The 23219-nt window shown below is 63.3% G+C and carries 24 protein-coding genes; 16 read left to right on the forward strand and 8 right to left on the reverse strand.

Annotated features, from left to right (window positions below; translation table 11 throughout):
* Positions 1 to 8: 8 nt before the first annotated feature.
* Positions 9 to 962: an acetyl-CoA carboxylase carboxyltransferase subunit alpha gene (locus tag Q0603_RS00205; RefSeq protein WP_298720184.1), complete on the reverse strand. Its 954-nt coding sequence runs from the start codon at positions 960 to 962 to the stop codon at positions 9 to 11.
* 144 nt (positions 963 to 1106) lie between these two features.
* On the opposite strand from Q0603_RS00205, the gene purH reads away from it, so the two are divergent.
* The 3 genes from purH (at position 1107) to Q0603_RS00220 (ending at position 4875) form a co-directional block, all read left to right on the forward strand.
* Positions 1107 to 2696, forward strand: a complete 1590-nt coding sequence (gene purH, locus Q0603_RS00210) for a bifunctional phosphoribosylaminoimidazolecarboxamide formyltransferase/IMP cyclohydrolase (protein WP_298720187.1) — start codon at positions 1107 to 1109, stop codon at positions 2694 to 2696.
* A 19-nt stretch (positions 2697 to 2715) separates the two neighbouring features.
* A complete protein-coding gene (locus tag Q0603_RS00215; RefSeq protein WP_298720190.1) occupies positions 2716 to 3363 on the forward strand; it encodes a glutathione S-transferase family protein in 648 nt (215 codons plus the stop codon).
* Positions 3364 to 3627: 264 nt separating this feature from the next.
* Entirely contained in the window at positions 3628 to 4875 is a 1248-nt protein-coding gene (locus Q0603_RS00220) for a cyclopropane-fatty-acyl-phospholipid synthase family protein (RefSeq protein ID WP_298720193.1), read from the forward strand.
* A gap of 30 nt (positions 4876 to 4905) precedes the next feature.
* On the opposite strand, the gene Q0603_RS00225 is transcribed toward Q0603_RS00220, so the two are convergent.
* A complete protein-coding gene (locus Q0603_RS00225; protein WP_298720196.1) occupies positions 4906 to 6306 on the reverse strand; it encodes an MFS transporter in 1401 nt (466 codons plus the stop codon).
* Positions 6307 to 6544: 238 nt separating this feature from the next.
* On the opposite strand from Q0603_RS00225, the gene Q0603_RS00230 reads away from it, so the two are divergent.
* The 6 genes from Q0603_RS00230 (at position 6545) to Q0603_RS00255 (ending at position 10956) form a co-directional block, all read left to right on the forward strand.
* A complete protein-coding gene (locus Q0603_RS00230) occupies positions 6545 to 6967 on the forward strand; it encodes an alpha/beta fold hydrolase (protein ID WP_298720199.1) in 423 nt (140 codons plus the stop codon).
* A gap of 297 nt (positions 6968 to 7264) precedes the next feature.
* The gene (locus Q0603_RS00235; protein WP_298720202.1) at positions 7265 to 7450 is read left to right on the forward strand and encodes a hypothetical protein; all 186 of its coding nucleotides are present in this window, start codon (positions 7265 to 7267) and stop codon (positions 7448 to 7450) included.
* Positions 7451 to 7718: 268 nt separating this feature from the next.
* The gene (locus Q0603_RS00240) at positions 7719 to 8696 is read left to right on the forward strand and encodes a TRAP transporter substrate-binding protein (protein WP_298720206.1); all 978 of its coding nucleotides are present in this window, start codon (positions 7719 to 7721) and stop codon (positions 8694 to 8696) included.
* 69 nt (positions 8697 to 8765) lie between these two features.
* Complete coding sequence (locus tag Q0603_RS00245; protein ID WP_298720210.1) at positions 8766 to 9275, forward strand: TRAP transporter small permease; 510 nt, start codon at positions 8766 to 8768, stop codon at positions 9273 to 9275.
* Positions 9276 to 9285: 10 nt separating this feature from the next.
* On the forward strand, positions 9286 to 10590 hold the full coding sequence (locus tag Q0603_RS00250; RefSeq protein ID WP_298720212.1) for a TRAP transporter large permease subunit: 1305 nt from the start codon (positions 9286 to 9288) through the stop codon (positions 10588 to 10590).
* Positions 10591 to 10605: 15 nt separating this feature from the next.
* Positions 10606 to 10956, forward strand: a complete 351-nt coding sequence (locus tag Q0603_RS00255) for a RidA family protein (protein WP_298720215.1) — start codon at positions 10606 to 10608, stop codon at positions 10954 to 10956.
* Between the two features lie 24 nt (positions 10957 to 10980).
* Here Q0603_RS00255 and Q0603_RS00260 read toward each other — a convergent pair whose 3' ends face one another.
* On the reverse strand, positions 10981 to 11529 hold the full coding sequence (locus tag Q0603_RS00260) for a cupin domain-containing protein (protein WP_298720217.1): 549 nt from the start codon (positions 11527 to 11529) through the stop codon (positions 10981 to 10983).
* A gap of 175 nt (positions 11530 to 11704) precedes the next feature.
* Between Q0603_RS00260 and Q0603_RS00265 the strand changes: the two genes are divergently transcribed.
* Positions 11705 to 13045, forward strand: a complete 1341-nt coding sequence (locus Q0603_RS00265) for an aspartate aminotransferase family protein (protein ID WP_298720219.1) — start codon at positions 11705 to 11707, stop codon at positions 13043 to 13045.
* 150 nt (positions 13046 to 13195) lie between these two features.
* Here Q0603_RS00265 and Q0603_RS00270 read toward each other — a convergent pair whose 3' ends face one another.
* The 5 genes from Q0603_RS00270 to Q0603_RS00290 are packed head-to-tail and all read right to left on the reverse strand — an operon-like array spanning position 13196 to position 17662.
* A complete protein-coding gene (locus Q0603_RS00270; protein WP_298720221.1) occupies positions 13196 to 13978 on the reverse strand; it encodes an SDR family oxidoreductase in 783 nt (260 codons plus the stop codon).
* Entirely contained in the window at positions 13978 to 14901 is a 924-nt protein-coding gene (locus tag Q0603_RS00275; protein WP_298720224.1) for a dihydrodipicolinate synthase family protein, read from the reverse strand. Before Q0603_RS00275 ends, Q0603_RS00270 begins: the two co-directional genes overlap by 1 nt.
* A gap of 30 nt (positions 14902 to 14931) precedes the next feature.
* A complete protein-coding gene (locus Q0603_RS00280; RefSeq protein ID WP_298720226.1) occupies positions 14932 to 16344 on the reverse strand; it encodes an FAD-binding oxidoreductase in 1413 nt (470 codons plus the stop codon).
* Positions 16341 to 16994 carry a flavin reductase family protein gene (locus Q0603_RS00285; RefSeq protein WP_298720228.1) on the reverse strand — a complete coding sequence of 218 codons (654 nt, stop codon included), beginning with the start codon at positions 16992 to 16994 and terminating at the stop codon, positions 16341 to 16343. The genes Q0603_RS00280 and Q0603_RS00285 overlap by 4 nt, the downstream gene beginning before the upstream one ends.
* An 8-nt stretch (positions 16995 to 17002) precedes the next feature.
* Positions 17003 to 17662 carry an aspartate/glutamate racemase family protein gene (locus tag Q0603_RS00290; protein ID WP_298720231.1) on the reverse strand — a complete coding sequence of 220 codons (660 nt, stop codon included), beginning with the start codon at positions 17660 to 17662 and terminating at the stop codon, positions 17003 to 17005.
* 163 nt (positions 17663 to 17825) lie between these two features.
* Here Q0603_RS00290 and Q0603_RS00295 point away from each other — a divergent pair, with 163 nt between their 5' ends.
* From Q0603_RS00295 to Q0603_RS00320, 6 genes are all read left to right on the forward strand, one after another.
* On the forward strand, positions 17826 to 18761 hold the full coding sequence (locus tag Q0603_RS00295) for a LysR substrate-binding domain-containing protein (RefSeq protein ID WP_298720234.1): 936 nt from the start codon (positions 17826 to 17828) through the stop codon (positions 18759 to 18761).
* A 129-nt stretch (positions 18762 to 18890) separates the two neighbouring features.
* Positions 18891 to 20360, forward strand: coding sequence for a dihydropyrimidinase (gene hydA / locus Q0603_RS00300; protein ID WP_298720237.1), 1470 nt, complete (start codon positions 18891 to 18893; stop codon positions 20358 to 20360).
* Between the two features lie 6 nt (positions 20361 to 20366).
* On the forward strand, positions 20367 to 21317 hold the full coding sequence (locus Q0603_RS00305) for an N-carbamoyl-D-amino-acid hydrolase (RefSeq protein ID WP_298720240.1): 951 nt from the start codon (positions 20367 to 20369) through the stop codon (positions 21315 to 21317).
* 88 nt (positions 21318 to 21405) lie between these two features.
* The gene (locus tag Q0603_RS00310) at positions 21406 to 22251 is read left to right on the forward strand and encodes a transporter substrate-binding domain-containing protein (protein WP_298720243.1); all 846 of its coding nucleotides are present in this window, start codon (positions 21406 to 21408) and stop codon (positions 22249 to 22251) included.
* Positions 22252 to 22288: 37 nt separating this feature from the next.
* Positions 22289 to 23038, forward strand: a complete 750-nt coding sequence (locus Q0603_RS00315; protein ID WP_298720245.1) for an amino acid ABC transporter ATP-binding protein — start codon at positions 22289 to 22291, stop codon at positions 23036 to 23038.
* Complete coding sequence (locus Q0603_RS00320; RefSeq protein ID WP_298720247.1) at positions 23038 to 23214, forward strand: hypothetical protein; 177 nt, start codon at positions 23038 to 23040, stop codon at positions 23212 to 23214. The genes Q0603_RS00315 and Q0603_RS00320 overlap by 1 nt, the downstream gene beginning before the upstream one ends.
* The last annotated feature ends 5 nt before the right edge of the window (positions 23215 to 23219 follow it).

Raw genomic sequence — 23219 nt, forward strand, 5'->3', positions numbered from 1 at the left:
AAAGGCGATTACAGCCCGCTGCTGCCCATTTCGAGGAACTTGCGGCGCCGCGCCTCACGCAGGGCGCCCGGCTCCTGGCCGACCAGATCGCGCAAGTGACGATCCAGCGACTCGCCGAGCGCCGCGATCGCCTGGGCGGGATTGCGGTGAGCGCCGCCGACGGGTTCCTTCACCACTTCATCCACCACTTTGAGCTTCAGCAGATCGTCTGCCGTCAGCCGCAGGGCCTCGGCCGCATCCGGCGCGCGGCTGCCATCGTTCCACAGGATGGCGGCACAGCCTTCCGGCGAGATCACCGAATAGATCGCATGTTCAAACATCACCACGCGGTTGGCCGCTGCCAGGGCAACCGCGCCGCCCGAGCCGCCCTCGCCCACCACGGCGGAGACCAGCGGCACGCGGATATCGAGGCAGCAGTCGATGGCACGGGCAATCGCCTCGGCCTGGCCGCGCTCTTCCGCCTGCACGCCCGGATAGGCGCCGGCGGTGTCCACCAGGGTGATCACCGGCAGGCGGAAGCGGTCGGCCAGCCGCATCAGGCGGATCGCCTTGCGATAGCCTTCGGGCTTGGCCATGCCGAAATTATGCTTCACGCGACCTTCGATGCCGCGGCCTTTCTCGTGGCCGATCACCATCACGGCGCGGCCGCGGAAGCGTCCCATGCCGCCGGTGATCGCCGAATCCTCGGCGAAATTGCGGTCGCCCGCCAGCGGCACGTAATCCTCGATCAGCGCCGCCACGTAATCGGCAAAATGCGGGCGGTCCTGGTGCCGGGCGACCTGGGTCTTCTGCCAGGCATTGAGCCTGGCATAGGTCGCCTGAAGCTGCTGGGCCGCCTTGGCTTCCAGCCGCTCGAGATCTTCGGTGATATCGGTGTTGCCGCCATCGGCCAGCTGCCTGAGTTCGGCGATCTTCGCCTCAAGCTCGGCGATGGGCTTTTCAAATTCCAGGTAAGAGCGCATGGGGGCCTCGTGTAGCATGGATCGTCGCCCGGCACAAATCCCATAACCCCTTGGAATAGGGGATATTTTCCACGCCTTCCGGGTGTGGCCTTAGCGTGCTATAGCCTCGCCGCCCACCCCACCCGATCATGTAAGGTCCTGCCGATGACTGTCGATCTGATCCCCATCCGCCGCGCTTTGCTCTCCGTTTCGGACAAGACCGGACTGGTCGAATTCGGCCGGGCGCTGGCCGGTTTCGGCGTCGAAATCCTGTCCACCGGCGGCACCTACAAGGCCCTGAAGGAGGCCGGCGTCGCGGTGAAGGAGGTGGCTGAGCATACCGGCTTCCCCGAAATGATGGATGGCCGCGTCAAGACGCTGCACCCGACCATCCATGGCGGCATCCTGGCGCTGCGCGATGAGCCCGAGCACAAGGCGGCGATGGACAAGCACAATATCCCGCCGATCGATCTGGTGGTGGTGAACCTCTATCCGTTTGCCGCAACTGTCGCCAAGGGCGCCGATTTCGCCACCTGCATCGAGAATATCGATATCGGCGGTCCGGCGATGATCCGCTCTGCCGCCAAGAACCATGGCTATGTCACCGTGGTGGTGGATACGGCCGACTATAGTGACGTGATCGCCGCCATGCAGGCGACCGGCGGATCGACCCAGCTCGATCTGCGCCGCCGTCTGGCTGCCAAGGCCTATGCGCATACCGGCTCTTATGACTCGATGATCGCCACCTGGTTCGCGCGGCAGAATGGCGAAGACTTCCCGCCGACCCTGCTGCTCTCGGCCGAGCGCAAGCAGAGCCTGCGCTACGGCGAGAACCCGCATCAGCAGGCCGCCTTCTATGTGGTGCCGGGCGACAGGCGCCCCGGCGTCGCCACGGCGCGGCAGCTGCAGGGCAAGGAGCTGTCCTACAACAACCTGAACGACACGGATGCGGCTTTCGAGCTGGTTTCGGAATTCTCCGACAAACCGGCGATTGCCATCATCAAGCATGCCAATCCCTGCGGCGTGGCCACGGCCGACACATTGAGCGCCGCCTGGGATGCCGCTTTGCGCTGCGATCCGGTATCCGCTTTCGGCGGCATCGTGGCGATGAACCGCAAGCTGGACAAGACCACGGCCGAGAAGATCGGCGCGATCTTCACCGAGGTGATCGTCGCCCCCGATGCCGATGAGGATGCCAAGGCGCTGCTGGCCGCAAAGAAGAATCTGCGCCTGCTGCTGACCGGCGGCATGGCCGATCCGGTGGCGCCGGGCTGGTTCGTCAAGTCGGTGGCAGGCGGCTATCTGGTGCAGACCCGCGATGCCGGCCGCGTGGTGGAGACCGACCTCAAGGTGGTGACCAAGCGCGCGCCGACCGCGCAGGAACTGGCCGACATGCTGTTCGCCTTCCGGGTCGGCAAGCATGTGAAGTCCAACACCATCGTCTATGCCAAGAACGGCGCCACCGTGGGCATCGGCGCCGGGCAGATGAGCCGCGTCGATTCCGCCCGCATCGCCTACCGCAAGGCGCAGGATGCCGCCAAGGCGGCCGGGTTGAGCGAGGCACTGACCAAGGGGTCGGTGGCCGCATCGGATGCCTTCTTCCCGTTTGCCGATGGCCTGGAAGTTCTGGTCGAGGCCGGCGCCACGGCGGTGATCCAGCCGGGCGGTTCGATCCGCGATCAGGAAGTGATCGATGCCGCCGACAAGGCGGGCCTGGCCATGGTGTTCACCGGCATGCGGCATTTCCGCCACTGACCGGCGCAGGGCGCGTTTGATGTACAAACTCTTCTGGGCACCGGGCACTGCGGCGATGGCGCCGCAGGCCGTGCTGGAAGAAATCGGCGCGCCTTATGAAGCCGTGCAGCTTGATCTCGAAGCCAGGCAGCACGAGCAGGCGGAGTATAAGACGCTCAACCCGAATGGGCGCATTCCAACCCTGATCGATGGCGATTTCGTCATCTTCGAGACCGCAGCCATTTGCCAGTATCTGTGCGACAGGCATCCGGAAGCCAATCTGGTGCCGCTGGGCGGTCATGCGCGCGGCCGCTTCTATCAATGGCTGACCTACATGACCAATACCGTGCAGGTTGCCTTCACCGACTGGTTTCATCCGGACTGGACCTTCTCCGCTCTCGACAGCCAAGCGGCCTTGAAGGCGCAGGCTGAAGTGAAGCTGGAGCGCTGTGCCGCGGTGCTCGATGCCGGCATCGGTGAGAGCACCTACATGATCGGCACGCAATACACCGTCTGCGACATCTATCTCGCCATGCTGGCGCGCTGGAGCCGTTTTCAGCCCAAGCCGATGTGGCATTGGCCGAATATCAAGCGCGTGGTGGCAGCGACCTATACCCGGCCCGCCTTTCAGCGCATGCTGCAGAAACAGGGCATCGCCTGGGCTGAGAACTGGCCGCGGGACGAATAGGCGGCGTTTTTTGCGTGATGCCCCGAAAGGGGTATCCCATCTTCATCGCATTGCGGCATATGCAGCGGATCGCAAGCGGACGCATCTTTCCGCATTGGCCGGCGTTGGCCAGCCACCGGTTTATGACAAGCGTAAAAATTGCCGCCGCGGCATTCTGAATCACCCCTACAGCGTGCCCTCCAGGCTTTTACCCCTCTTGTCCTGCGCCGACCGGAGCGCCAATATGAACACGGGAAGGGGCGTTATCTCTCAAGGGGATTCCTCATGTTGCTTAACAGCATTCTGAAGGGAATTGTCAAACAGGGATCGTTGACGGTGATCGATCACCGGGGTCAGCGCCATCACTTCGGCGAGCCGCCCAACGACAACACCGTCGTCGTCCGACTGCACAAACCTTCGACTGCCCGCCGTCTGGCATTCAATCCAAAGCTGGCCTTGGGCGAAGCCTATATGGACGGCGATCTCACCGTCGAAAAAGGCTCGATCTACGATTTCCTCGTCACCATCGTCCGCAATCTCGGCCCGCATGGCGAAATCCCCTTCTCCGGCCTGCAGCGTTTCTTCGAACGCCTGACGCGGCTGTGGCATCAGTTCAATCCGGAATCCGCCGCGACGCGCCGCGTGCGTCATCACTACGACCTCGACGGCCGCCTCTACGATCTGTTTCTGGATACCGACAAGCAATATTCCTGCGCCTATTTCCCCACCCCGGACACGACGCTGGAACAGGCCCAGCTGGCGAAGAAGCGCCATATCGCTGCCAAGCTGAAGATCAAGCCCGGCATGAAGGTTCTGGACATCGGCTGCGGCTGGGGCGGCCTGGGCCTTTATCTGGCCGAGACCACCGGCGCGGAAGTCACCGGCATCACCTTGAGCCAGGAACAGCATGCGATTGCCAATCGCCGTGCCCAGGAGCGCGGCCTGTCTGACCGGGTGAAGTTCCAGATCTGCGACTATCGCAACCTCGCCGGCCAGTTCGACCGCATCGTCAGCGTCGGCATGTTCGAGCATGTCGGCGTGCCGCATTACGGCGCCTATTTCGGCGGCATCCATCGCCTGCTGAAGGATGACGGCGTGGCACTGGTGCATTCCATTGGCCGCTCGGAAGGCCCCGGCACCACGCCGGGCTTCATCCGCAAATACATCTTCCCCGGCGGCTATATTCCGGCTTTGTCGGAAGTGCTGCCCGCCATCGAGAAGAGCCAGCTCTGGGTAACGGATATCGAGATCCTGCGCCTGCATTATGCCGAGACGCTGAAGCATTGGCGGATGCGCTTCCTGGCGCAGTGGGACAAGGCCAAGGCACTCTATGACGAGCGCTTCTGCCGCATGTGGGAATTCTATCTGGCTGCTTCAGAAGTCACCTTCCGCCATTGGGGCCATATGGTCTTCCAGGTGCAGCTCACCAAGGATGTCGAGACCCTGCCGATCACCCGCGACTACATGGTGCAGGACGAGCAGGATCTGGCCATGCGCGAGAAGCCGCAGCGGCCGTTTGCCAAATCGGCCTGACCGGGCCTGATCGATGCAGCGCCGCGCGGCTCAGCCGCGCGGCGGTTCATGCACCTTCCACAGCACCGCGAAACCCACCGCCAGAAAGATCAGCACGATGGCGGCCGCCACGCGCTGAGTGGCGAAGATCGGCGTGGTGATGCCGATCAGGAAGGGCGCCAGGAATGTGGTCGCGCGGCCCGACAGCGAATACAGCCCGAAAAACTCGCCCACCATGTCTGGCGGTGACAGCCGCGCCAGCATGGTGCGGCTGGCGGCCTGCATCGGCCCCATGCCCAGACCCAGCAGCACAGCACAGAGGAAGAAGACGCGCTCGCCTGTGGAACTGAACGGCGCAGAACCGGCAGCGCGCGGCGCTACGTCGATGCCGAACAGGATTGCATCGGCCGTGATCGACAGGATCCCGACCGTGCCCAGCGCCACCGAAAGGATCGCCAGCTGCACGGTGCGCTTGGAGCCGATCTTGTCATCAAGCCAGCCACCGGCGATGGCGGCAGGAATGGCGATCACGTTCAGCACGATGCCGAACAGTCCCAGTTCCGTGGTGCCCCAGCCGAAGATGCCGGCCGCATAGATGCCGCCGAAACCGATCACCGCCACCAGGCCGTCGTAATAGATCATATAGGCGATCAGGAAGCGCAGCAGATTGCCATAGCGGCGGATATGGCGGATCGTCTCGATGACGCGGCGGATGCCGTCCTTGACCACCGTGCCGATAGGCAGGCCCGAACCGGGACGGTCGGGCGTGAACAAAAACATCGGCGCGACGAAAAACAAAACCCATATCGCCGTCGCCGGCCCGACGATGCGCTCTGCCTCGAATTCGCCGCGCCGCAGGCCAAGCAGGGCCTCGCCCTCGGGCGGCGTGACGCCGATCAGTTCGGGGCGCGAGACGATCAGCACCGCGAACAGTGCGATCAATCCGCCAATATAGCCCATGCCCCAGCCGAAGCCGCTGAGCCAGCCGACGCGCCTGGGGGTTTCCAGGCCCGGCAGCAGCGCATTGTTGAACATGATCGAATATTCCGCCGCGATATTGGCGAGGATCAATCCGACCAATACCAGCGGAAGAAGTTGCGGCTGCCCCGGCTGTGCCAGCCAGAGCAGCGCACAGGCGAAAGCCAGCAGAATCTGAAGCACGAACAGCCAGGGCTTGCGGCGGCCGCCGGCATCGGCGATGGCGCCAAGGAAGGGCGCGCCGATCGCCACCACGGCGGCCGAGAAAGCCAGCGTGAAGCCCCATAGCGACTGTCCCTGGACCGGGTCGCCGATCACCTGGCTAGTGAAATAAGGGGCAAAGATGAAGGTGGTGATGACGGTGAAATACGGCTGATTGGCCCAATCGAACATCGCCCAGGAAAAGCGCGCGCGCCACGGCGCGGTCTTTGCCGTTGCGCTTGTATCCGTGTCGCCTGCCGCTGTTCCGGCCATCCAAAATCCCTCCCGGTCTGCCATCTGCTCTCGGCCGCCATCCTAGCCGTTCTTCCGTAAAAGGCCCATGGCTTTAACACCTTATGACAGGCCGGCGATGCCGGTCTGTGACGGCGATCCGGCATGGCGGTCTGTTACAGCGGAAACAGTCCGGGGCGGCATGGCGAAACGTGCCTGCAATCTGCCGCGGCAAGAATGCACGGGTCCCTTCTTTGAACATGCCGCCGGAGTTGTCGTCATGCCCCTGCTATCCGCGCCGAACATCACCATCTCGAACGAGAGTTTCGCCAGCCCATGCGGGACATTGGTCCATATCTTCGTCGGCGGCGAAGGCGCGCCTGTAGTGGCGCTGCATTGCTCCGGCCCGCAAGGTCAAGCCTGGCGCGGCCTGCTGGCTGAACTGGGCCACCGCTTCCAGATGCACTGCACCGATCTTTATGGCTATGAACGCAGCGCAGCCTGGTGCGGTCCGCATGACTTGACCCTTTCGGATGAAGCCGACCTGATCGGCGCGCTGATACGCCGCTGCAACCGGCCGGTTCATCTGATTGGCCATCTGATCGGCCATTCCCATCGCGGCGCGCTCGCCCTGCGGATCGCCATCGACCATCCGGATCGCCATCGACCATCCGGATCGCCTGTGCAGCCTTTCGCTGTATGAGCCTGCCGCCTTCCATCTGCTTAAGCCGGAATTTGGCGGCAGGCATCCGGCTGCACTGCGCGAGATCCAGCAGCTTGCCGATCATGTCCGCGACGCCGATCGCAGCGGCGATTTCACCGAAGCAGCCCGGCGCTTCATCGATTACTGGAACGGGCCGGGCGCTTTCGCCGCCATGCAGCCGCATCAGCAGGATGGGTTATGTGGCCTGATCCCGCAACTGCGGCGGGATTTCGCCAACACGATCGATTCCGAACCGCCCTCTGCGCCTATGAAGAGATCAACCTGCCGGTTCTCCTGATGACCGGGCAGGAACCACTGGAGCCGACGCGGCGGATCGCGACGCGGATTTCCGATCTGATGCCGGTCATCGGCCATGACCTGCCGTCGCTGAACCATATGGGCCCGCTCCTGCATCCCGAGGTCGTGGACCGCGTGCCCCTGCCCTTCCTGGTGGCGCGCGAGGATTCGCATGTTCGCCGCTGAGGCGGCCGAAAGCCGTCCCTCAGCCGCAGGCAAGCGCGCGTCATCCCGTCCTGATACTTCCCCGGTTGGGCGGAGCGGCCGCGCTTGCCTATGCGGGCTTTTGTGCCAACGAGATAGGCAATCCATCGTCTGGGCAAATTGCCCTTTTTCGCGTCAGCCGTGTTTTCACGCAGCTCAGCCTTGCCAAGGTGTATTATACGATGACAAACTAAATCCATGCGCGCCCATCACATTCTGGGGGCGCGGGTGAAACGGGGAGAATCCGAATATGGTATACAAGAAGTGGCTTGCTGCCGCTGCTCTCGGCGGCGTGCTGATCGCGGGTGGCGATGCTCTGGCGCAGACGAAGTGGGACCTGCCGGGCGCCTATCCGGCCGGCAACTTCCACACCAAAAACCTGGTTCAGTTCGCTGAGGATGTGAAGAAGCTCTCGGGCGGCAAGCTTGAGATCACCGTGCATCCGGGCGCGTCGCTGTTCAAGGCGCCGGAAATCAAGCGTGCCGTGCAGACCGGCCAGGTTCAGATCGGCGAAGTCCTGATGGTCAACGTCGAGAACGAAATCCCGGTCTTCGGCGCTGACGGCGTGCCGTTCCTGGCCACCAGCTTTGATGCTGCCTACAAGCTTTGGCAGGCGCAGAAGCCGGTGATCGAGAAGAAGCTCGCCGAGCAGGGCATGACGGCGCTCTATGCCGTTGCCTGGCCGCCGCAGGGCATCTACGCCAAGAAGGATATCAACAAGGTCGAGGACCTGAAGGGCACCAAGTGGCGCGCCTACAGCCCGGCCACCTCGCGCATCGCCGAACTGGTGCAGGCGCAGCCGGTGACCATCCAGCAGGCTGAACTGGCCCAGGCGCTGGCGACCGGCGTGGTTGATACCTTCATGACCTCCGGCTCCACCGGCCGTGATTCGAAGGTCTGGGAAAGCCTGACGCATTACTACGACACCCAGGCCTGGCTGCCGAAGAACCTGGTCTTCGTGAACAACGACGCGTTCAAGAAGCTGGATGCGGCTACTCAGAAGGCGCTGAAGGATGCGGCTGTCGAGGCCGAGAAGCGCGGCTGGGAGATGGCCAAGGTCGAGACTGAATCGGCCAAGGCTGATCTGGCGAAGAACGGCATGAAGGTGCTGGCCCCGAGCCCCGAGCTGAAGGCCGGCCTCGAGAAGGTGGGCGCCACCATGATCGAGGAGTGGACCAAGAAGGCCGGTCCTGACGGCAAGGCCATCATCGACGCCTTCCGGAAGTAAGACCAAGCGGGCGGGCCCTCAAAAGCCCGCCCGTACATTGTCTGCTGCATCTTTTCTACCGGAATTTCCATGCGCTCTCCGCTCCAGCCGCTTTACCGGGTCAGCCTCTGGCTCGCTGGACTGTTTATGATTGCCATGCTGGCCACCATTCTTGTCAGCATCCTTGGCCGCCAGTTCGATTTCTATATTCGCGGTATTGATTCATACGCGGGCTATTTCATGGCCGCGGCTTCCTTTCTCGCGCTCGCCGGCACGCTTGTGCAAGGCGACCATATCCGCGTCACCCTGGTGATCAGCCGCTTCACCGGCACGAAGCGCCGCGCCTTCGAGATCTTCTGCCTGATCCTGGCAATCGCGATCTCGGGCGCCTTTGCCTTCTACAGCGTGAAGATGGCCTGGTGGTCGTGGAAGTTTAACGACATCAGCACCTCCAACGATGCGACGCCGCTTTGGATTCCGCAGCTCGGCATGGCGGTTGGTACGGTGATCTTCTGCATCGCTTACGTCGAGGAACTGGTGCTGGTCCTGCTCGGCAAACCGCTGAACGATCAGTCCGCCGAACTCGCGCGCACCGAATAGGAATTCTGCCGTGGACCAGATTGTCATTGCGGTCTTCCTGATCGCCGCTCTCTTTGCTCTCTTTGCCGCCGGTCTGTGGATCGGCCTTGGCCTGCTGGCCTGCGGCTGGATCGCCATGGAATTGTTCACCTCGCGCCCGGTCGGCGATGCGATGGTGACGACCATCTGGGGCTCGTCCTCGAGCTGGACGCTCACTGCCCTGCCGATGTTCATCTGGATGGGCGAGATCCTGTTCCGCACCAAGCTGTCGGAAGACATGTTCCGCGGCCTGGCCCCTTGGATGACGCGCATTCCCGGCCGCCTGCTGCACACCAACGTGATCGGCTGCACGATCTTCGCCGCCGTCTCGGGCTCTTCGGCCGCGACCTGCGCCACCATCGGCAAGATGACCATTCCGGAATTGCGCTCCCGCAACTATCCGGAAGACCTGATCGTCGGCACGCTGGCCGGCGCCGGCACGCTCGGCCTGCTGATCCCGCCGTCGCTGATCATGATCGTCTATGGCGTTGCGGCGGAAGTCTCGATCGCCAAGCTGTTCATCGCCGGCGTGTTCCCGGGCATCCTGCTCGGCGCCCTGTTCATGGGCTACATCATCGTCTGGTCGCTGCTCAATCGCGACAAGATCCCGGAGCCGACCGAACGCTATAGCTTCACCCAGAAGCTCTGGGCGTCGCGCCACCTGCTGCCGACCGTCGGCCTGATCCTCGCCGTGCTCGGCTCGATCTACACCGGCATAGCCACGGCAACCGAGGCCGCCGGCTTGGGCGTCGTCGGCGCGCTGATCGTGGCCTGGGCGCAGGGCAGCCTGAACTGGAAGACCTTCGTCGACAGCCTCTTGGGCGCAACGCGCCTGAGCTGCATGATCGCGCTGATCCTGGCTGGCGCCGCCTTCCTGACGCTGGCCATGGGCTTTACCGGCCTGCCGCGCCATCTGGCCGACTGGATCGACAAGATGGAATTCTCCCACGGCGCGCTGATCGTCGTGCTGATGATCTTCTACATCGTGCTGGGCTGCTTCCTGGACGGCATCTCGATGGTGGTGCTGACCATGGCCGTGGTGCTGCCGATGATCGAGCGGCTGGGCATCGACCTGATCTGGTTCGGCATCTTCATCGTGCTGGTCGTCGAAATGGCGCAGATCACCCCGCCGGTCGGCTTCAACCTCTTCGTGCTGCAGGGCATGACCGGGCACCAGATCACCTACATCGCCAAGACGGCGCTGCCGCTGTTCCTGCTGATGTGCCTGGCGGTCGCGCTGATCTATTTCGTGCCTGGACTGGTCACCTGGCTGCCCAGCCAGATGATCGGGCGATGACCGGGAGGACTTGTCATGCTGCCCATTCAACGCCTGCCTAGCGCGCCCGGCCGCAGCCGCACCACCGTCTACGGCAACCTGATCTTCACGGTTGCCACGGCGGATACCTACGATCTCGACATGCGCAAGCAGACGCGCGAGGCGCTGGAGAAGCTCGACCGCAATCTGGCCGAGGTGGGCAGCGACAAGTCGCGGCTGCTGTCGGTGACGGTGTACATCACCGACATGGCGCTGAAGCCGCAGATGAACGAAGTCTGGATGCAATGGGTGGATCAGGAAAATGCGCCGCAGCGCGCCTGCATCGGCGCCACCCTGGAAGACGGCGACATGATCGAAATCGTCGCCGTCGCTGCCACGAAGGACTAAGCGCCTCCCTCAAAAACCGGGCGATCAGAAACTGGGCGGCGTGCAGGCGCTGATCAGTTCGCAGGGCTCCTTGCCGACATTGCGGAAGCGGTGCGGCTGGCGGCTTTCGAAATAATAGGCATCGCCCGGCCCCAGCACGCGCACCTGCCCGGCCACCGTCACCTCCAGGCGGCCGCGGATGATGACGCCGCCCTCCTCCCCGTCATGGCTGAGCATGACCCGGCCGGTATCGGCGCCGGGCGCATAGCGTTCGACCAGGATCTGCAAGGCCCGTCCGGTAAGATCGGCGCCGACTTGGCGATAGCTGATCTTGCCCTTGCCGACCTCTGCCAGTTCGTCTGCCTTGTAGAAGGCCTTGCGCGGCGCCGGCGCTTCGAAGGCAAAGAATTCCGCCAGGCTCATCGGAATGCCGTCGAGCACGCGCTTGAGTGCGCCGACCGAAGGATTGACCTGATTCGCCTCGATCAGCGAAATGGTCGCGTTGGTCACCCCGGCGCGGCGCGCCAGTTCGCGCTGGGACAGTTTCCGCCCCTGGCGGACGGATTTCAGCCGGGCGCCGATATCGATTTCCATGGCCGGTTCCAGATCCCTGTTTCGATGTTCAATATATTGAACATTCTGAACCGGCTACCCTATAGTTTCAACGACTTAGTCGGATGCAGAAAAGCGTTGTTTCGGCATCCCAAACTCCCACAATCGGGGAACTGTTTCTTCCTTCTTCGCTGCGCTGAAAGCCGGAGACGCTGCCATGACCGTCATGACCAAACCCGCCGCCACGACCGTGCCCAACGACCTCGAATCCTGGTGGATGCCGTTTACCGCCAACCGGCAGTTCAAGGCCAAGCCGCGCCTTCTGGTCGGCGCCAAGGACATGCACTACACCACCTATGACGGCCGCCAGGTGCTCGACGGCACCGCCGGCCTGTGGTGCGTCAATGCCGGTCATTGCCGCAAGCCGATCGTGGAAGCGATCCAGAAACAGGCGGCCGAGATGGATTTCGCGCCGACCTTCCAGATGGGCCATCCCAAGGCGTTTGAATTCGCCGCCCGCCTCGCCCATCTGGCGCCGGGCGATCTGAACCATGTCTTCTTCGCCAATTCCGGCTCTGAGGCGGTGGATACCGCGCTGAAGATCGCCATCGCCTATCACCGCGCCCGCGGCGAAGGCGCGCGCACCCGCCTGATCGGCCGTGAGCGCGGCTATCACGGCGTGGGCTTCGGCGGCATTTCGGTCGGCGGCATCGTCGCCAACCGCAAGGTCTTCGGTCCGCTTCTGGCCGGTGTCGACCATCTGCCGCATACCCATAACCTCAAGGAAATGGCGTTCTCGCGCGGCCAGCCGGAATGGGGCGCGCATCTGGCCGACGATCTGGAGCGGATCATCGCCCTGCACGATGCCAGCACCATCGCTGCCGTGATCGTCGAGCCGGTGGCGGGCTCGACCGGCGTGCTGATCCCGCCGAAGGGTTATCTGCAGAAGCTGCGGCAGATCTGCGACAAGCACGGCATCCTGCTGATCTTCGACGAGGTGATCTGCGGTTTTGGGCGCACCGGCGCGGCCTTCGGCGCCGACACGTTCGGCGTGCTGCCCGACATGATGACGGTGGCCAAGGGCCTGACCAATGCCGCGGTGCCGGCGGCGGCGGTGTTCACCCGCAAGCATGTGCATGACGCCTTCATGACCGGTCCGGAGCACATGATCGAGCTGTTCCACGGCTATACCTATTCGGCCCATGCGCTGGCCTGCGCTGCCGGTCTTGCGACGCTCGATGTCTATCGCGACGAAGGCCTGTTTGAGAATGCCAAGGCGCTGTCGCCCTATTGGGAAGATGCCGTGCACAGCCTCAAGGGCGTGAAAAACGTCATCGACCTGCGCAATATCGGCATCATGGCCGGCATCGAACTGGCCAGCCGCGAGGACGGCGTGGGCAAGCGCGGCTATGACGTCTTCATCAAATGCTACGAGAAGGGCCTGATGGCGCGCCAGACCGGCGACACCATCGCGCTGTCGCCGCCGCTGATCCTGAACAAGGGCCATATCGACGACATGTTCGGCATCCTGCGCGAAGCGATCGAGGCCACCGATTAGGCCGGTCGCAGCAGCCAGCCTTGAAAGGGAAAAAGCCCGACTGAAAAGCCGGGCTTTTTCTTTGTCCCCGTATTTACGCCGTGCCGAGGCGGCCTTCGTATTCCTTCTCCAGCCGCGCACGCCTGGACCCGGCTATTCGTAGAGGTAGCCCTACAAGCTTCTGATCAGGCCGCCATCGACGCGGATCTTGCTGCCGGTGATGTAGCTTGCGCGCGTACTGGCGAGGAAGGCCACGACATCGGCCAGTTCCTCCGGCCGGCCGTAGCGCGCCATCGGAATGGTGGCCTGCGAGGCCTTGGCGATCTCCTCGCGGGTCTTGCCCTGCTTGGCCGCCGCAGCCGCATCGAGCTGATCGACGCGATCCGTATGGATGCGGCCGGGCAGAACGAGATTGACGGTAACGCCTTTCTTCGCGACTTCAGCGGCCAGGGTCTTTGACCAGCCGAGCACCGCCATGCGCAGGCCGTTGGACAGCGCCAGATTCGGAATCGGCTGCTCCACGCCGGAGGATGCAATGGTGATGATCCGCCCCCAGCCGCGCTCAAGCATCGGTGGCAGCAGACGGCCCGTCAGATGAAAGATATGGCCGGCCATGGCGGCGAATTGCTGCTGCCACAGTTCCAGTGGAATTTCGGCGGCAGCGCCTGGCGGTGGTCCGCCGCTATTGTTGACCAGGATGTCGACGCCCTGCGGCAGAAGCTGATCCGCCAATGCATCGACTGAGGCACGCTCCGCCAGATCAAGCTTTGCCGCGCTCAGCCGCGCGGCGACATCCGCTGGCTCGCGCGCGATCCAGGCTTTGGTGTCGTCCACGCTGCGCGCCGCCGCAATGACGGTTGCGCCTTCGCGGGCCAGCGCTGCAGCGCAGGCCGCGCCCAGGCCGCGGCTGGCGCCCAGCACCAGCGTGCGTTTGCCGTGCAGTCCCAGTTCCATCAGCCGATCTCCTGCAGGCGCTTTGTCTGGCGTGCAATCATCCGTTCGATCTCGGCAAGGTCGAGCGCCGAAAGCTTCGGTCCTGGCTTGCGCAGCGCCGCAGAAGCAATGGCGCCGCGCTTTTGCAGCACATATTTGCGGATCGCAAGGCCAGGGCCCGGCTGCTGCTCGTAGCGCGCCAGCGGCAGATAGGCATCGAAAATGTCCCGGGCGCGGTCGGGCTTGCCTGCCTTATACGCCTTCACCACCTCCACCATCATCTCAGGATAGGCAAAGCCGGTCATCGCGCCATCGGCGCCGCGCTCCATTTCCTCGGGCAGGAACACGCCGCCATTGCCGACCAGGATGCTGACGCGGCGCAGATCGGTCATCGCGCGCAAGGCCGTCAGCTTGGCAAGTCCCGGCCAATCCTCATGCTTCAGCATCACGCAGGACGGCAGCGATTTGATGATGCGGGCAATCACGCCCGGCGTCATATGCACATTGGTCGACTGCGGGAAATCCTGCACGACAAAAGGCGTGGAGGTGCCGATGGCCTCGGCGGCATTCTCGTAATAGGCGACGATCTGATCGTCCGTCTTCAGCGTGCCGGGCGGCGCGATCATCACGCCGGATGCGCCGTCATCCATCACCGCCTTGGTCAGTTCGCCCATCGAGGCAAAGCCAGGGCTGGAAACACCCACGACTACCGGCAGCTTGCCGTCCAGCCGTTTCAGCACCCGCTGCACGAAGCTGCGCGATTCCGCCAGGGTGAGCTTGGGCGCCTCGCCCATCATGCCCAGCAAGGTGAAGCCGGTAACGCCCTTTTCCAGATAGAAGTCGACCATGCGGTCGGTGCTTTCGAGATCGAGCGCGCCCGTGTCGGTAAAGGGCGTGACCGCGATGATGAAGACGCCATTGGCGGATTCGTCGAGCTTTGCCATCAGAAAGGCCTCTTGTCGTGGCGTGAGCGTTCAGGTTTGGAGAAGTTTGCCGGGATTGAGAATGCCGGCGGGATCGAACAGGCGCTTCAGGTCGCGCATCATTTGCAGCGCCACATCGGACTTGTAGCGGGGCAGCTCATCGCGCCGGAGCTGGCCGATTCCATGTTCGGCGCTGATGCTGCCGCGATAGCGGTGCACGAGATCGTGGACGATGGCATTCAGCGGGCCGGTCAGCGCATAGAAGGCACCGTCATCCATATGCGCGGCGCGCTGCAGATTGTAGTGAAGGTTGCCATCGCCGAGATGGCCGAAGACGAGGAACTGCAGGCCCGGATAGACGGCCTCAATGGCCTGCTCGCATTCATCCATGAAGGCCGCCAGCCGTCCGATGGGCAGGGCGATGTCATGCTTGATGGTCTTGCCTGCGCGCACCTGAGCCTCCGAGATGCCCTCGCGGATGCGCCAGAGCGCCTTCGTCTGCTCGCTGCTTTGCGCCACGACGGCGTCGGTGGCAATGCCGGCTTCCATCGATTCGGTTAGCACCTCCTCAAGAAGACTGGCGATATCCGCCTTGGCGTCGGTGTCGCTCAGCTCCATCAGGACGATGGCCGGGGGCACGGCGGCGAAGGGAGATACAGCACCGGCGACATGGGCCAGCACCAGATCGACGCAGGCCCTTGTCATGAATTCAAACGCCGTCAGCCGGTCGCCGGCGCGGCTGCGCAGACGGGTGAAAAGCTCCAGCGCCGCTTCGCGATTCGGCAGCGCGACCATAGCGGTTGCGCGCGCCGATGGAGCGGCATAGAGCTTCAGCACGGCGCCGGTAATGACGCCCAGAGTGCCTTCCGAGCCGATGAACAGATCGCGCAGATCGTAGCCGGTATTGTCCTTGCGCAGCGCCTGCAGCCCATCCCAGATCCGGCCATCGGCCAGCACAACTTCCAGCCCCAGGGTCAGTTCGCGCGCATTGCCATAGCGCAGCACGGCGATGCCGCCGGCATTGGTGGCGAGATTGCCGCCGATGGTACAGCTACCTTCCGCGCCGAGACTTAAAGGAAAGAAGCGGCCAACCTCGCAAGCCGCCTGCTGAATTGTTGCCAGCACACAGCCGGCATCGGCGGTGATGGTATTGCCGACCGGATCGATTTCGCGGATGCGGTTCATCCGGGTCAGACTGAGGATCACCTGCCCTCCGCTCATATCCGGCGTCGCGCCGCCGGCCATGCCGGTATTGCCGCCCTGCGGGATGACAGCCACGCCCTGCTGGCTGCAGAAACGCAAGACGGAAGCAACCTCTTCGGTGCTGCCGGGCCGCACGACCGCCAGAGCCCGGCCGCGGTATTTCTTCATCCAGTCGACGACATAGGCCTGCTGATCCGCATCCGCGGTCAGGACATGATCCTTGCCGACGATGCCGGCCAGCTGATCGGGAATGGCGGTCATTTGCGCGTGATCTGCCGATTCTTGACCCGCCATTCGTCAGGTGACATGCGCGGAATCTCGAAGCGGTCGCGAGTGCGGGTATACCAGCCCGCCCCATGCATGCGGCCGATCAGGTCCAGCGCATCGGGATCGACATGCAGATTGTCGTCGATGGCGTTGTCCGCGATATGCAGATGCAGGATTTCGCCGGTTACCAAAGTGCGGTTGAACGGCAGCGAAACCGTGTTGAACAGCCGGCATTCGAAGCTGACCGGGGATTCTGCAATGCCAGGGACCGCGATCTGCCTGGAGTAACGCGGGGTGAAACCAGCCTCGGTAAACTCGCTGACCCCTTCGGGGAAGTCGATGGCGCTGGCGACCATCGGCAAAGCCATGTCATGGCTGACCAGGTTCACGACGAACTCGCCGCGCTCGAGAATGTTGCGGGCGGTGTCCTTGTGCGGCTTGCCGTCGTCGCGCTTGCTGCCCTCGATGCCGATGATCAGCAGCGGCGGCGCATTGCTGAAGACGTTGAAGAAGCTGAATGGCGCGGCATTCAGGCCGCCATCGGCATTTAAGGTGGAAACCAGCGCAATCGGGCGCGGCATCACCGTGCTGACCAGCAGCTTGTAGATCCGGTCAGGCGGCAGGGAAGACGCGGCAATATCCATCGCAGCGGTCACCAGCCCAGGCGCACACGGCCAAGCGCCATGGTCACGGCTGCCTGGGTAGGCTCGATCACCGGGATTCCCAGCGCCTCCTGCAGGGGATCGCGGAACACCGCCATGCCGGCGCAGCCCATGACGATGGTATGGGCCTGACGTTCATCACGCAGGCGTTTTCCGGTTTCGATCATGCGCGCCAATGTGCGCTCACGGTCGGCCAGCTCCGCCACGGTCAGTCCGATGGCAAGCTCGCCTGCCAGACGGTCCCGCACGCCCATGGCGCCCCACAGCCGCAGATGGCGCGGAATCGAGCCTTCCAGAATGGCGATGACGCCGAAGCTGTGCCCCATGGTGAGCGCCGTCAGCACGCCGCATTCGGCAATGCCCAGCACCGGACGCTTCACGGCTTCGCGGACGACATAAAGGCCCGGATCGCTGAAGCAGGCAATGACGAAGGCGCCGACTTCGGCTTCGTGGCTTTTGGCCAGCCGCGCCAGCGGCAGCGTCACCGTCTCCACATCATGCTGGCTTTGAATGCCCGGCGGACCTTCCTTCAAGGTCATCGTGCGGATCGCCGGACCACCTGCAAGCCGCAGCGGCTCCAGCGCCGCATCGATTCCGGCTGTGACGCCTTCATTCGAATTCGGGTTGATCACAAGGATTGTTTGCGTCATCGCGCGACCTCCGGCAGACGCGGATAGTCTAAGCCAGCGCGATCAATCTGTCGGTGGCATGCTCCTTGCTTATTTGTCTTGCGCCCTTAACGCGATGTTATGGGGCAGCCGGTTTTCGGCGCTTCATGCGATGACCAATTCAGACGGCGTATGGGAGGCCCGCATGTCGTTGAATCTCAGGCAGATCGAAGTTTTCCGCGCGGTGATGAGCACGGGATCGATCAGCGGCGCATCGAAGGTTCTGCATGTTTCGCAGCCCGCGGTCAGCCGCCTCTTGTCCTACACGGAGACCCGCGTCGGCTTCCCGCTCTTCGAACGCATCAAGGGGCGGCTTTATGCAACCCCTGAGGCGAAACGTCTTTTCCGCGAGGTGGATCATGTCTACCTTGGCGTGCAGCGGGTCAATGAGGTGGCGCATTCGCTGGCCGAGCGGCGGCAGGGCGTGCTGCATGTCGTCTCCAGCCCAAGTATCGGCCATGTGCTGATTCCGCAGGCAATTGCACAGCTTTGCCAGCAATTCACTGATGCAAAAGTCACCTTCAATTTCCTCAATTACGCGCCGCTGCGGGACAGGCTGCTCAATCATCAGGCTGATATCGGCGTGATCAGCACGCCGATCGATCACCCCAATCTGGAAACCAAGCCCTTAGGCGAAAGCACCGTCTGCTGCGTCTGCCCGGCGGATCATCCGCTGACGCAGAAAGCCATGCTGAGCCTGGCCGATCTCGCCGATTATCCACTGATCTCCTATGACCGCGAGACGCCTTACGGCCGCATGGTGACGCAGATGTACAATGAGGCGGGCCTGCCGCTGAAATCCACCATCGAAGTCGGCTCGCCGCAAAGCGCCTGCGCACTGGTGCAGGCCGGTGCCGGCATCGCGCTGGTCGACGAATTCTCGCTGCATAACTGGCCGAACGGGCAATTGATGGCGCGGCCTGTGGCTGGCGCACCGGTGATGATGGCCAATCTGGCTTTCCTGCGTTTTGAGCCGATGTCGCAGCTGGCGCAGTCGTTTGTGCAGATATTGCGCAAACTGATGGCGGCCAACGGCTTCTCCCTGAAGGACGACCGTCAGGAAGGAGGCTGGCGTCATTAAGGATGACCCGCAGCCTCCCCTTAACATCGTGTTAAGGGCGGCCGACAAACCAGCATGCGACATTCTGGTGCTGCATTGCGAAGATTTGGACGCAAACGCTGGTCCTAATCAGCAACCGAGTGGAGCAGGATGAGTGATTTCGACTTGGTGGTGCGCAATGGCCGCATCGCCACTGCGAGCGACGTTTTCGAGGCCGATATCGCGGTCCGCGACGGGGTGATAGTCGAGATAGCGAAAGGCTGCGGCCGGGGGGTGCGCGAGATCGATGCCGCCGGACGCTGGGTGCTGCCGGGCGGCATCGACAGCCACTGCCATGTGGAGCAGCTCTCCGGCATGGGCGTGATGTGCGCGGACGATTTCTATTCCGCCACCGTTTCCGCCGCCTTCGGCGGCACCACCACGATCATTCCCTTCGCCGCCCAGCACCGGAACATGAAGATTCCGGACGTGCTGGCCGATTACAGCCGCCGCGCCGCCGAAAAGGCGGTGATCGACTACGGCTTCCATCTCATCTTGGCGAATCCGGACGAGACCGCGCTCAACACCGACCTGCCGCAGGCGATCCGCGACGGCATCACCTCGCTCAAGGTCTACATGACCTATGACAAGCTGAAGCTGGACGATCATCAGCTGCTCGACGTGCTCGCCGTCGCCGCGCGCGAACAGGCGCTGGTCATGGTGCACGCCGAAAACCACGACATGATCCGCTGGCTGGCGCATCGCCTGCTGGAACAGGGCCATACGGCGCCGAAATTCCATGCCGTGGCGCATGATCCCATCGCTGAGAGCGAGGCGACCAACCGCGCCATCGCGCTGTCCCGCCTGCTGGGCGTGCCGCTGCTGATCGTGCATGTCTCGGGCCGGGAGGCGATCCATACGATCCGGCGCGCCAAGGGCCGCGGCGCCGCCGTCTATGCGGAAACCTGCCCGCAATACCTGTTCCTCACCCAGGAGGATCTCGACCGCGAGGGCCTGCAGGGCGCAATGTTCTGCTGCTCGCCGCCGCCGCGCGACAAGGAATCGCAGGAGGCGGTCTGGAAGGGCATGAAGGACGGAACGCTTTACACGTATTCCTCCGATCACGCGCCCTACCGCTTCGATGAAAGCGGCAAGCTGCCCAAGGGCGATGCCACCACCTTCAAGGACATGGCCAATGGCGTGCCGGGCCTGGAACTGCGCCTGCCGCTGCTGTTCTCCGAGGGCGTGATGGCCGGCCGGATCACCATCCAGGAATTTGTCGCGCTGACCGCCACGAACCATGCGCGGATGTATGGCCTGAGCGGCCGCAAGGGCACGATCGCTGTCGGCGCCGATGCCGATCTTGGCATCTGGAATCCGGATCGCGAAGTCACCGTCACCGCCAGCATGCTGCACGACAATGTCGGCTACACGCCCTATGAGGGCCGCAAGCTGAAAGGCTGGCCGGAAATCGTGATCAGCCGCGGCCGCGTGGTGATCGAAAACAACGAGCTCAAGGTGGAGCGGGGTTCGGGTCAGTTCTTGAAGCGCAAGGCTTCCGAAATGCTGACCAATCCCACGGGCATCTCGGCCGCCGTCGCGCGCCAGATGCTGCGCAGCCTGGTTGGAATGGGAGTCTGAACGATCATGAGTACCCTGAAGCGTCCCTATGGCATCGCGGTGGCCCAGATGGGCCCGGTTCATCTGGCCGATAGCCGCGCATCGGTGGTGAAGCGGCTGATCGAGCTGCTATGCGAGGCCAAGAGCCGCGGCGCCCGGCTGGTTGTCTTTCCTGAACTGGCGCTGACCACCTTCTTCCCGCGCTACTGGATGACCGAGGAAGAAGCCGTGGGGCGCTTCTTCGAGCGCAGCATGCCCGGGCCGGAGACCAAGCCGCTGTTTGAGAAGGCCGCCGAGCTGGAGATCGGCTTCTACCTTGGCTATGCGGAGCTCACGCCCGATGGCCGCCGGTTCAACACCTCCATCCTGGTGGACGAGAAGGCCAAGATCGTCGGCCGCTATCGCAAGATCCATCTGCCCGGCCATTCGCATCACATCGAGACTGCGCCGTTCCAGCATCTGGAAAAGAAATTCTTCGAAGTTGGCGACGAGGGCTTCAAGGTCTGGGAGACGCTCGGCGCCCGCATCGGGATGTGCCTGTGCAACGACCGCCGCTGGGCCGAGACCTACCGCGTGATGGGCCTGCAAAGCGCTGAGATCGTCGCGCTGGGCTACAACACGCCGAGCCACAACATCCACTGGAACGAGCCGGTGCATCTGCGCATGTTCCATCATCTGCTGTCCCTGCAGGCCAATGCCTATCAGAACGGCCTCTGGGTGGCGGCCGCCGCCAAATGCGGCAAGGAAGACGGCTTCCACATGATCGGCGGCTCCGCGATCGTGGCGCCCACCGGCGAAATCACCGCCCAGGCGCAGAGCGAGGAAGACGAGGTGATCTTCACCAATGCCGATCTGGCCTTGGGCGAGACCTTCCGTGAGCACGTCTTCAATTTCGCCAAGCACCGCCGGCCGGAACATTACCGTCTCATCGTCGAGCGTACCGGCGCCGGAGCGCCGCTTGGTACACCGCCGGAGTGAGTTCTGCGCGGTGAGCTGGATGTTGAGAGTTTGATGCTGTCAGCAAGAAGCTGCGACTGATCCTAGAGCCAACAACAAGGGGGTATTCATGACGTTCTTCAGACTTAACCTCGGGCTGGCCACAGCCGGCGCCCTGATGATTTCCTTTGCCGGACCGGTGGCCGCGCAGACGCTGAAAACCGGCGTGGACGCCACCTTCGCCCCGCATGCGATGGTCAAGCTGGGCGGCGGGCTGCAGGGCTTCAACATCGATCTGGGCGAAGAGCTGGCCAAGCGCCTGGGCAAGAAGCTGGAAGTCGAGGGCACGGAGTTTTCCGGTCTCATTCCCGGCCTGAACGCCAAGAAGTATGACTTCGTGCTGGCGCCGGTGACCGTGACGCCGGAGCGCGCCAAGAGCCTTCTGTTCACCGAAGGCTATCTCAACACCGACTTCACCTTTGTTGAAAAGAAGTCCGCGCCGGGCATCAAGTCGCTGGAGGACCTGAAGGGCAAGACCATTGCCGTCAACAAGGGCTCGGCCTACGAAGCCTGGACGCGCGACAATGCCGAAAAGTACGGCTTCAAGTATGACGTCTATGGCAGCAACGCCGACGCGATCCAGGCCGTGCAGTCCGGCCGCGCCGATGCCAATCTGGGCGGCAACACCGTCTCGGCCTGGGCGGCGAAGCAGAATCCCGAAGTCAAGACGACCTACACCATCAGCACCGGCCTTGTTTGGGCGCTGGCCTTCCGCGCCGACGACAAGGCCGGCCGCGATGCCGCATCCATGGCGCTGAAATGCATGAAGAAGGATGGCTTCGTCGCCAAGATCGCCGAGAAGTGGTTCGGCTTCAAGCCGGGCCCGGAGGCCGCTGCGGTCGCCATCGCGCCGGGCCATGGCGTGCCGAACATGGAGGGCTACGACCCGACGCCGGTCACCCTGAAATGCTCGTAAGCGTCATTGCACGAGGGGCATTTTGGCGATTGCCGGTATGAGTAGGAAGCCCATTCTGGAGCTCGTAGGCCTGCGCAAGGCCTACGGCTCCCTGGAAGTTCTGCGCGGGATAGACCTGCGGGTCTATCCCGGCGAACTGGTCTGCGTCATCGGCCCGTCGGGGTCGGGCAAGAGCAGCATGCTGCGCTGCTGCAACCGGCTGGAAGAGTTTCAGGCCGGACAGATTCTGGTCGGCGACACGGATATCAGCCGCCCCGATGTCGACATCAATGCCGTGCGCCAGCATATCGGCATGGTGTTCCAGCAATTCAATCTTTATCCCCACCTGACGGTGCTGGGAAACGTGACGCTGGCCTTGCGCAAGGTTCAGGGCAAGTCGCGTAAAGAAGCCGATCAGCTTGGCATGGCAGCGCTGGAGCGCGTCGGCCTTGCTGATAAGGCGCCGGTCTATCCCGGCCAGCTTTCCGGCGGCCAGCAGCAGCGTGTCGGCATTGCCCGCGCCATCGTGCTGCAGCCCAAGATCATTTTGTTCGATGAGCCGACCAGCGCGCTTGATCCGGAAACCGTGGGCGAAGTGCTCAAGGTAATGAGCCAGCTGCGCGAGAACGGCATGACCATGCTGGTGGTCACCCACGAGATGGGATTTGCCCGCGCCGCCGCCGACCGCGTCGTCTTCATGGATGGCGGTGTGATCGTCGAACAGGGAAAACCGGAAGAGGTCTTCGGTGCGCCGCAACATGACCGCACCAAGGCTTTCCTGGCCCGCTATACCAACGGCCATCACTGATGGACGGTCTCGAACGCTTTCTCTACACCTTCTTCAACGCCGAGGTGGCCGCGCGCTACTGGCCTGACATCATCGCCGGCGCGGGCGTGACTTTGGGCGTGGGCGCGGCCGTATCAGTGACCGGCCTGGCGCTTGGTCTGGCCTTGGCAGTCCTGCGCGCCATGCAACGGCCCTGACTGTC

This window comes from uncultured Ferrovibrio sp., from assembly GCF_937960835.1.
Taxonomy (GTDB): Bacteria; Pseudomonadota; Alphaproteobacteria; order Ferrovibrionales; family Ferrovibrionaceae; genus Ferrovibrio.

Bases quoted from the DNA above. Each gene is read 5' to 3' on its own strand.
- Q0603_RS00240 (WP_298720206.1), top strand. From the start codon at position 7,719: ATGGTATACAAGAAGTGGCTTGCTGCCGCTGCTCTCGGCGGCGTGCTG.
- Q0603_RS00245 (WP_298720210.1), top strand. From the start codon at position 8,766: ATGCGCTCTCCGCTCCAGCCGCTTTACCGGGTCAGCCTCTGGCTCGCT.
- Q0603_RS00220 (WP_298720193.1), top strand. From the start codon at position 3,628: ATGTTGCTTAACAGCATTCTGAAGGGAATTGTCAAACAGGGATCGTTG.
- hydA (WP_298720237.1), top strand. From the start codon at position 18,891: ATGAGTGATTTCGACTTGGTGGTGCGCAATGGCCGCATCGCCACTGCG.
- Q0603_RS00320 (WP_298720247.1), top strand. From the start codon at position 23,038: ATGGACGGTCTCGAACGCTTTCTCTACACCTTCTTCAACGCCGAGGTG.
- Q0603_RS00315 (WP_298720245.1), top strand. From the start codon at position 22,289: ATGAGTAGGAAGCCCATTCTGGAGCTCGTAGGCCTGCGCAAGGCCTAC.
- Q0603_RS00295 (WP_298720234.1), top strand. From the start codon at position 17,826: ATGTCGTTGAATCTCAGGCAGATCGAAGTTTTCCGCGCGGTGATGAGC.
- Q0603_RS00205 (WP_298720184.1), bottom strand. From the start codon at position 962: ATGCGCTCTTACCTGGAATTTGAAAAGCCCATCGCCGAGCTTGAGGCG.
- Q0603_RS00265 (WP_298720219.1), top strand. From the start codon at position 11,705: ATGACCGTCATGACCAAACCCGCCGCCACGACCGTGCCCAACGACCTC.
- Q0603_RS00290 (WP_298720231.1), bottom strand. From the start codon at position 17,662: ATGACGCAAACAATCCTTGTGATCAACCCGAATTCGAATGAAGGCGTC.
- Q0603_RS00275 (WP_298720224.1), bottom strand. From the start codon at position 14,901: ATGGCAAAGCTCGACGAATCCGCCAATGGCGTCTTCATCATCGCGGTC.
- Q0603_RS00260 (WP_298720217.1), bottom strand. From the start codon at position 11,529: ATGGAAATCGATATCGGCGCCCGGCTGAAATCCGTCCGCCAGGGGCGG.
- Q0603_RS00270 (WP_298720221.1), bottom strand. From the start codon at position 13,978: ATGGAACTGGGACTGCACGGCAAACGCACGCTGGTGCTGGGCGCCAGC.
- Q0603_RS00230 (WP_298720199.1), top strand. From the start codon at position 6,545: ATGCCCCTGCTATCCGCGCCGAACATCACCATCTCGAACGAGAGTTTC.
- Q0603_RS00310 (WP_298720243.1), top strand. From the start codon at position 21,406: ATGACGTTCTTCAGACTTAACCTCGGGCTGGCCACAGCCGGCGCCCTG.
- Q0603_RS00280 (WP_298720226.1), bottom strand. From the start codon at position 16,344: ATGACCGCCATTCCCGATCAGCTGGCCGGCATCGTCGGCAAGGATCAT.
- Q0603_RS00285 (WP_298720228.1), bottom strand. From the start codon at position 16,994: ATGGATATTGCCGCGTCTTCCCTGCCGCCTGACCGGATCTACAAGCTG.
- Q0603_RS00305 (WP_298720240.1), top strand. From the start codon at position 20,367: ATGAGTACCCTGAAGCGTCCCTATGGCATCGCGGTGGCCCAGATGGGC.
- Q0603_RS00255 (WP_298720215.1), top strand. From the start codon at position 10,606: ATGCTGCCCATTCAACGCCTGCCTAGCGCGCCCGGCCGCAGCCGCACC.
- Q0603_RS00235 (WP_298720202.1), top strand. From the start codon at position 7,265: ATGACCGGGCAGGAACCACTGGAGCCGACGCGGCGGATCGCGACGCGG.
- Q0603_RS00225 (WP_298720196.1), bottom strand. From the start codon at position 6,306: ATGGCCGGAACAGCGGCAGGCGACACGGATACAAGCGCAACGGCAAAG.
- Q0603_RS00215 (WP_298720190.1), top strand. From the start codon at position 2,716: ATGTACAAACTCTTCTGGGCACCGGGCACTGCGGCGATGGCGCCGCAG.
- purH (WP_298720187.1), top strand. From the start codon at position 1,107: ATGACTGTCGATCTGATCCCCATCCGCCGCGCTTTGCTCTCCGTTTCG.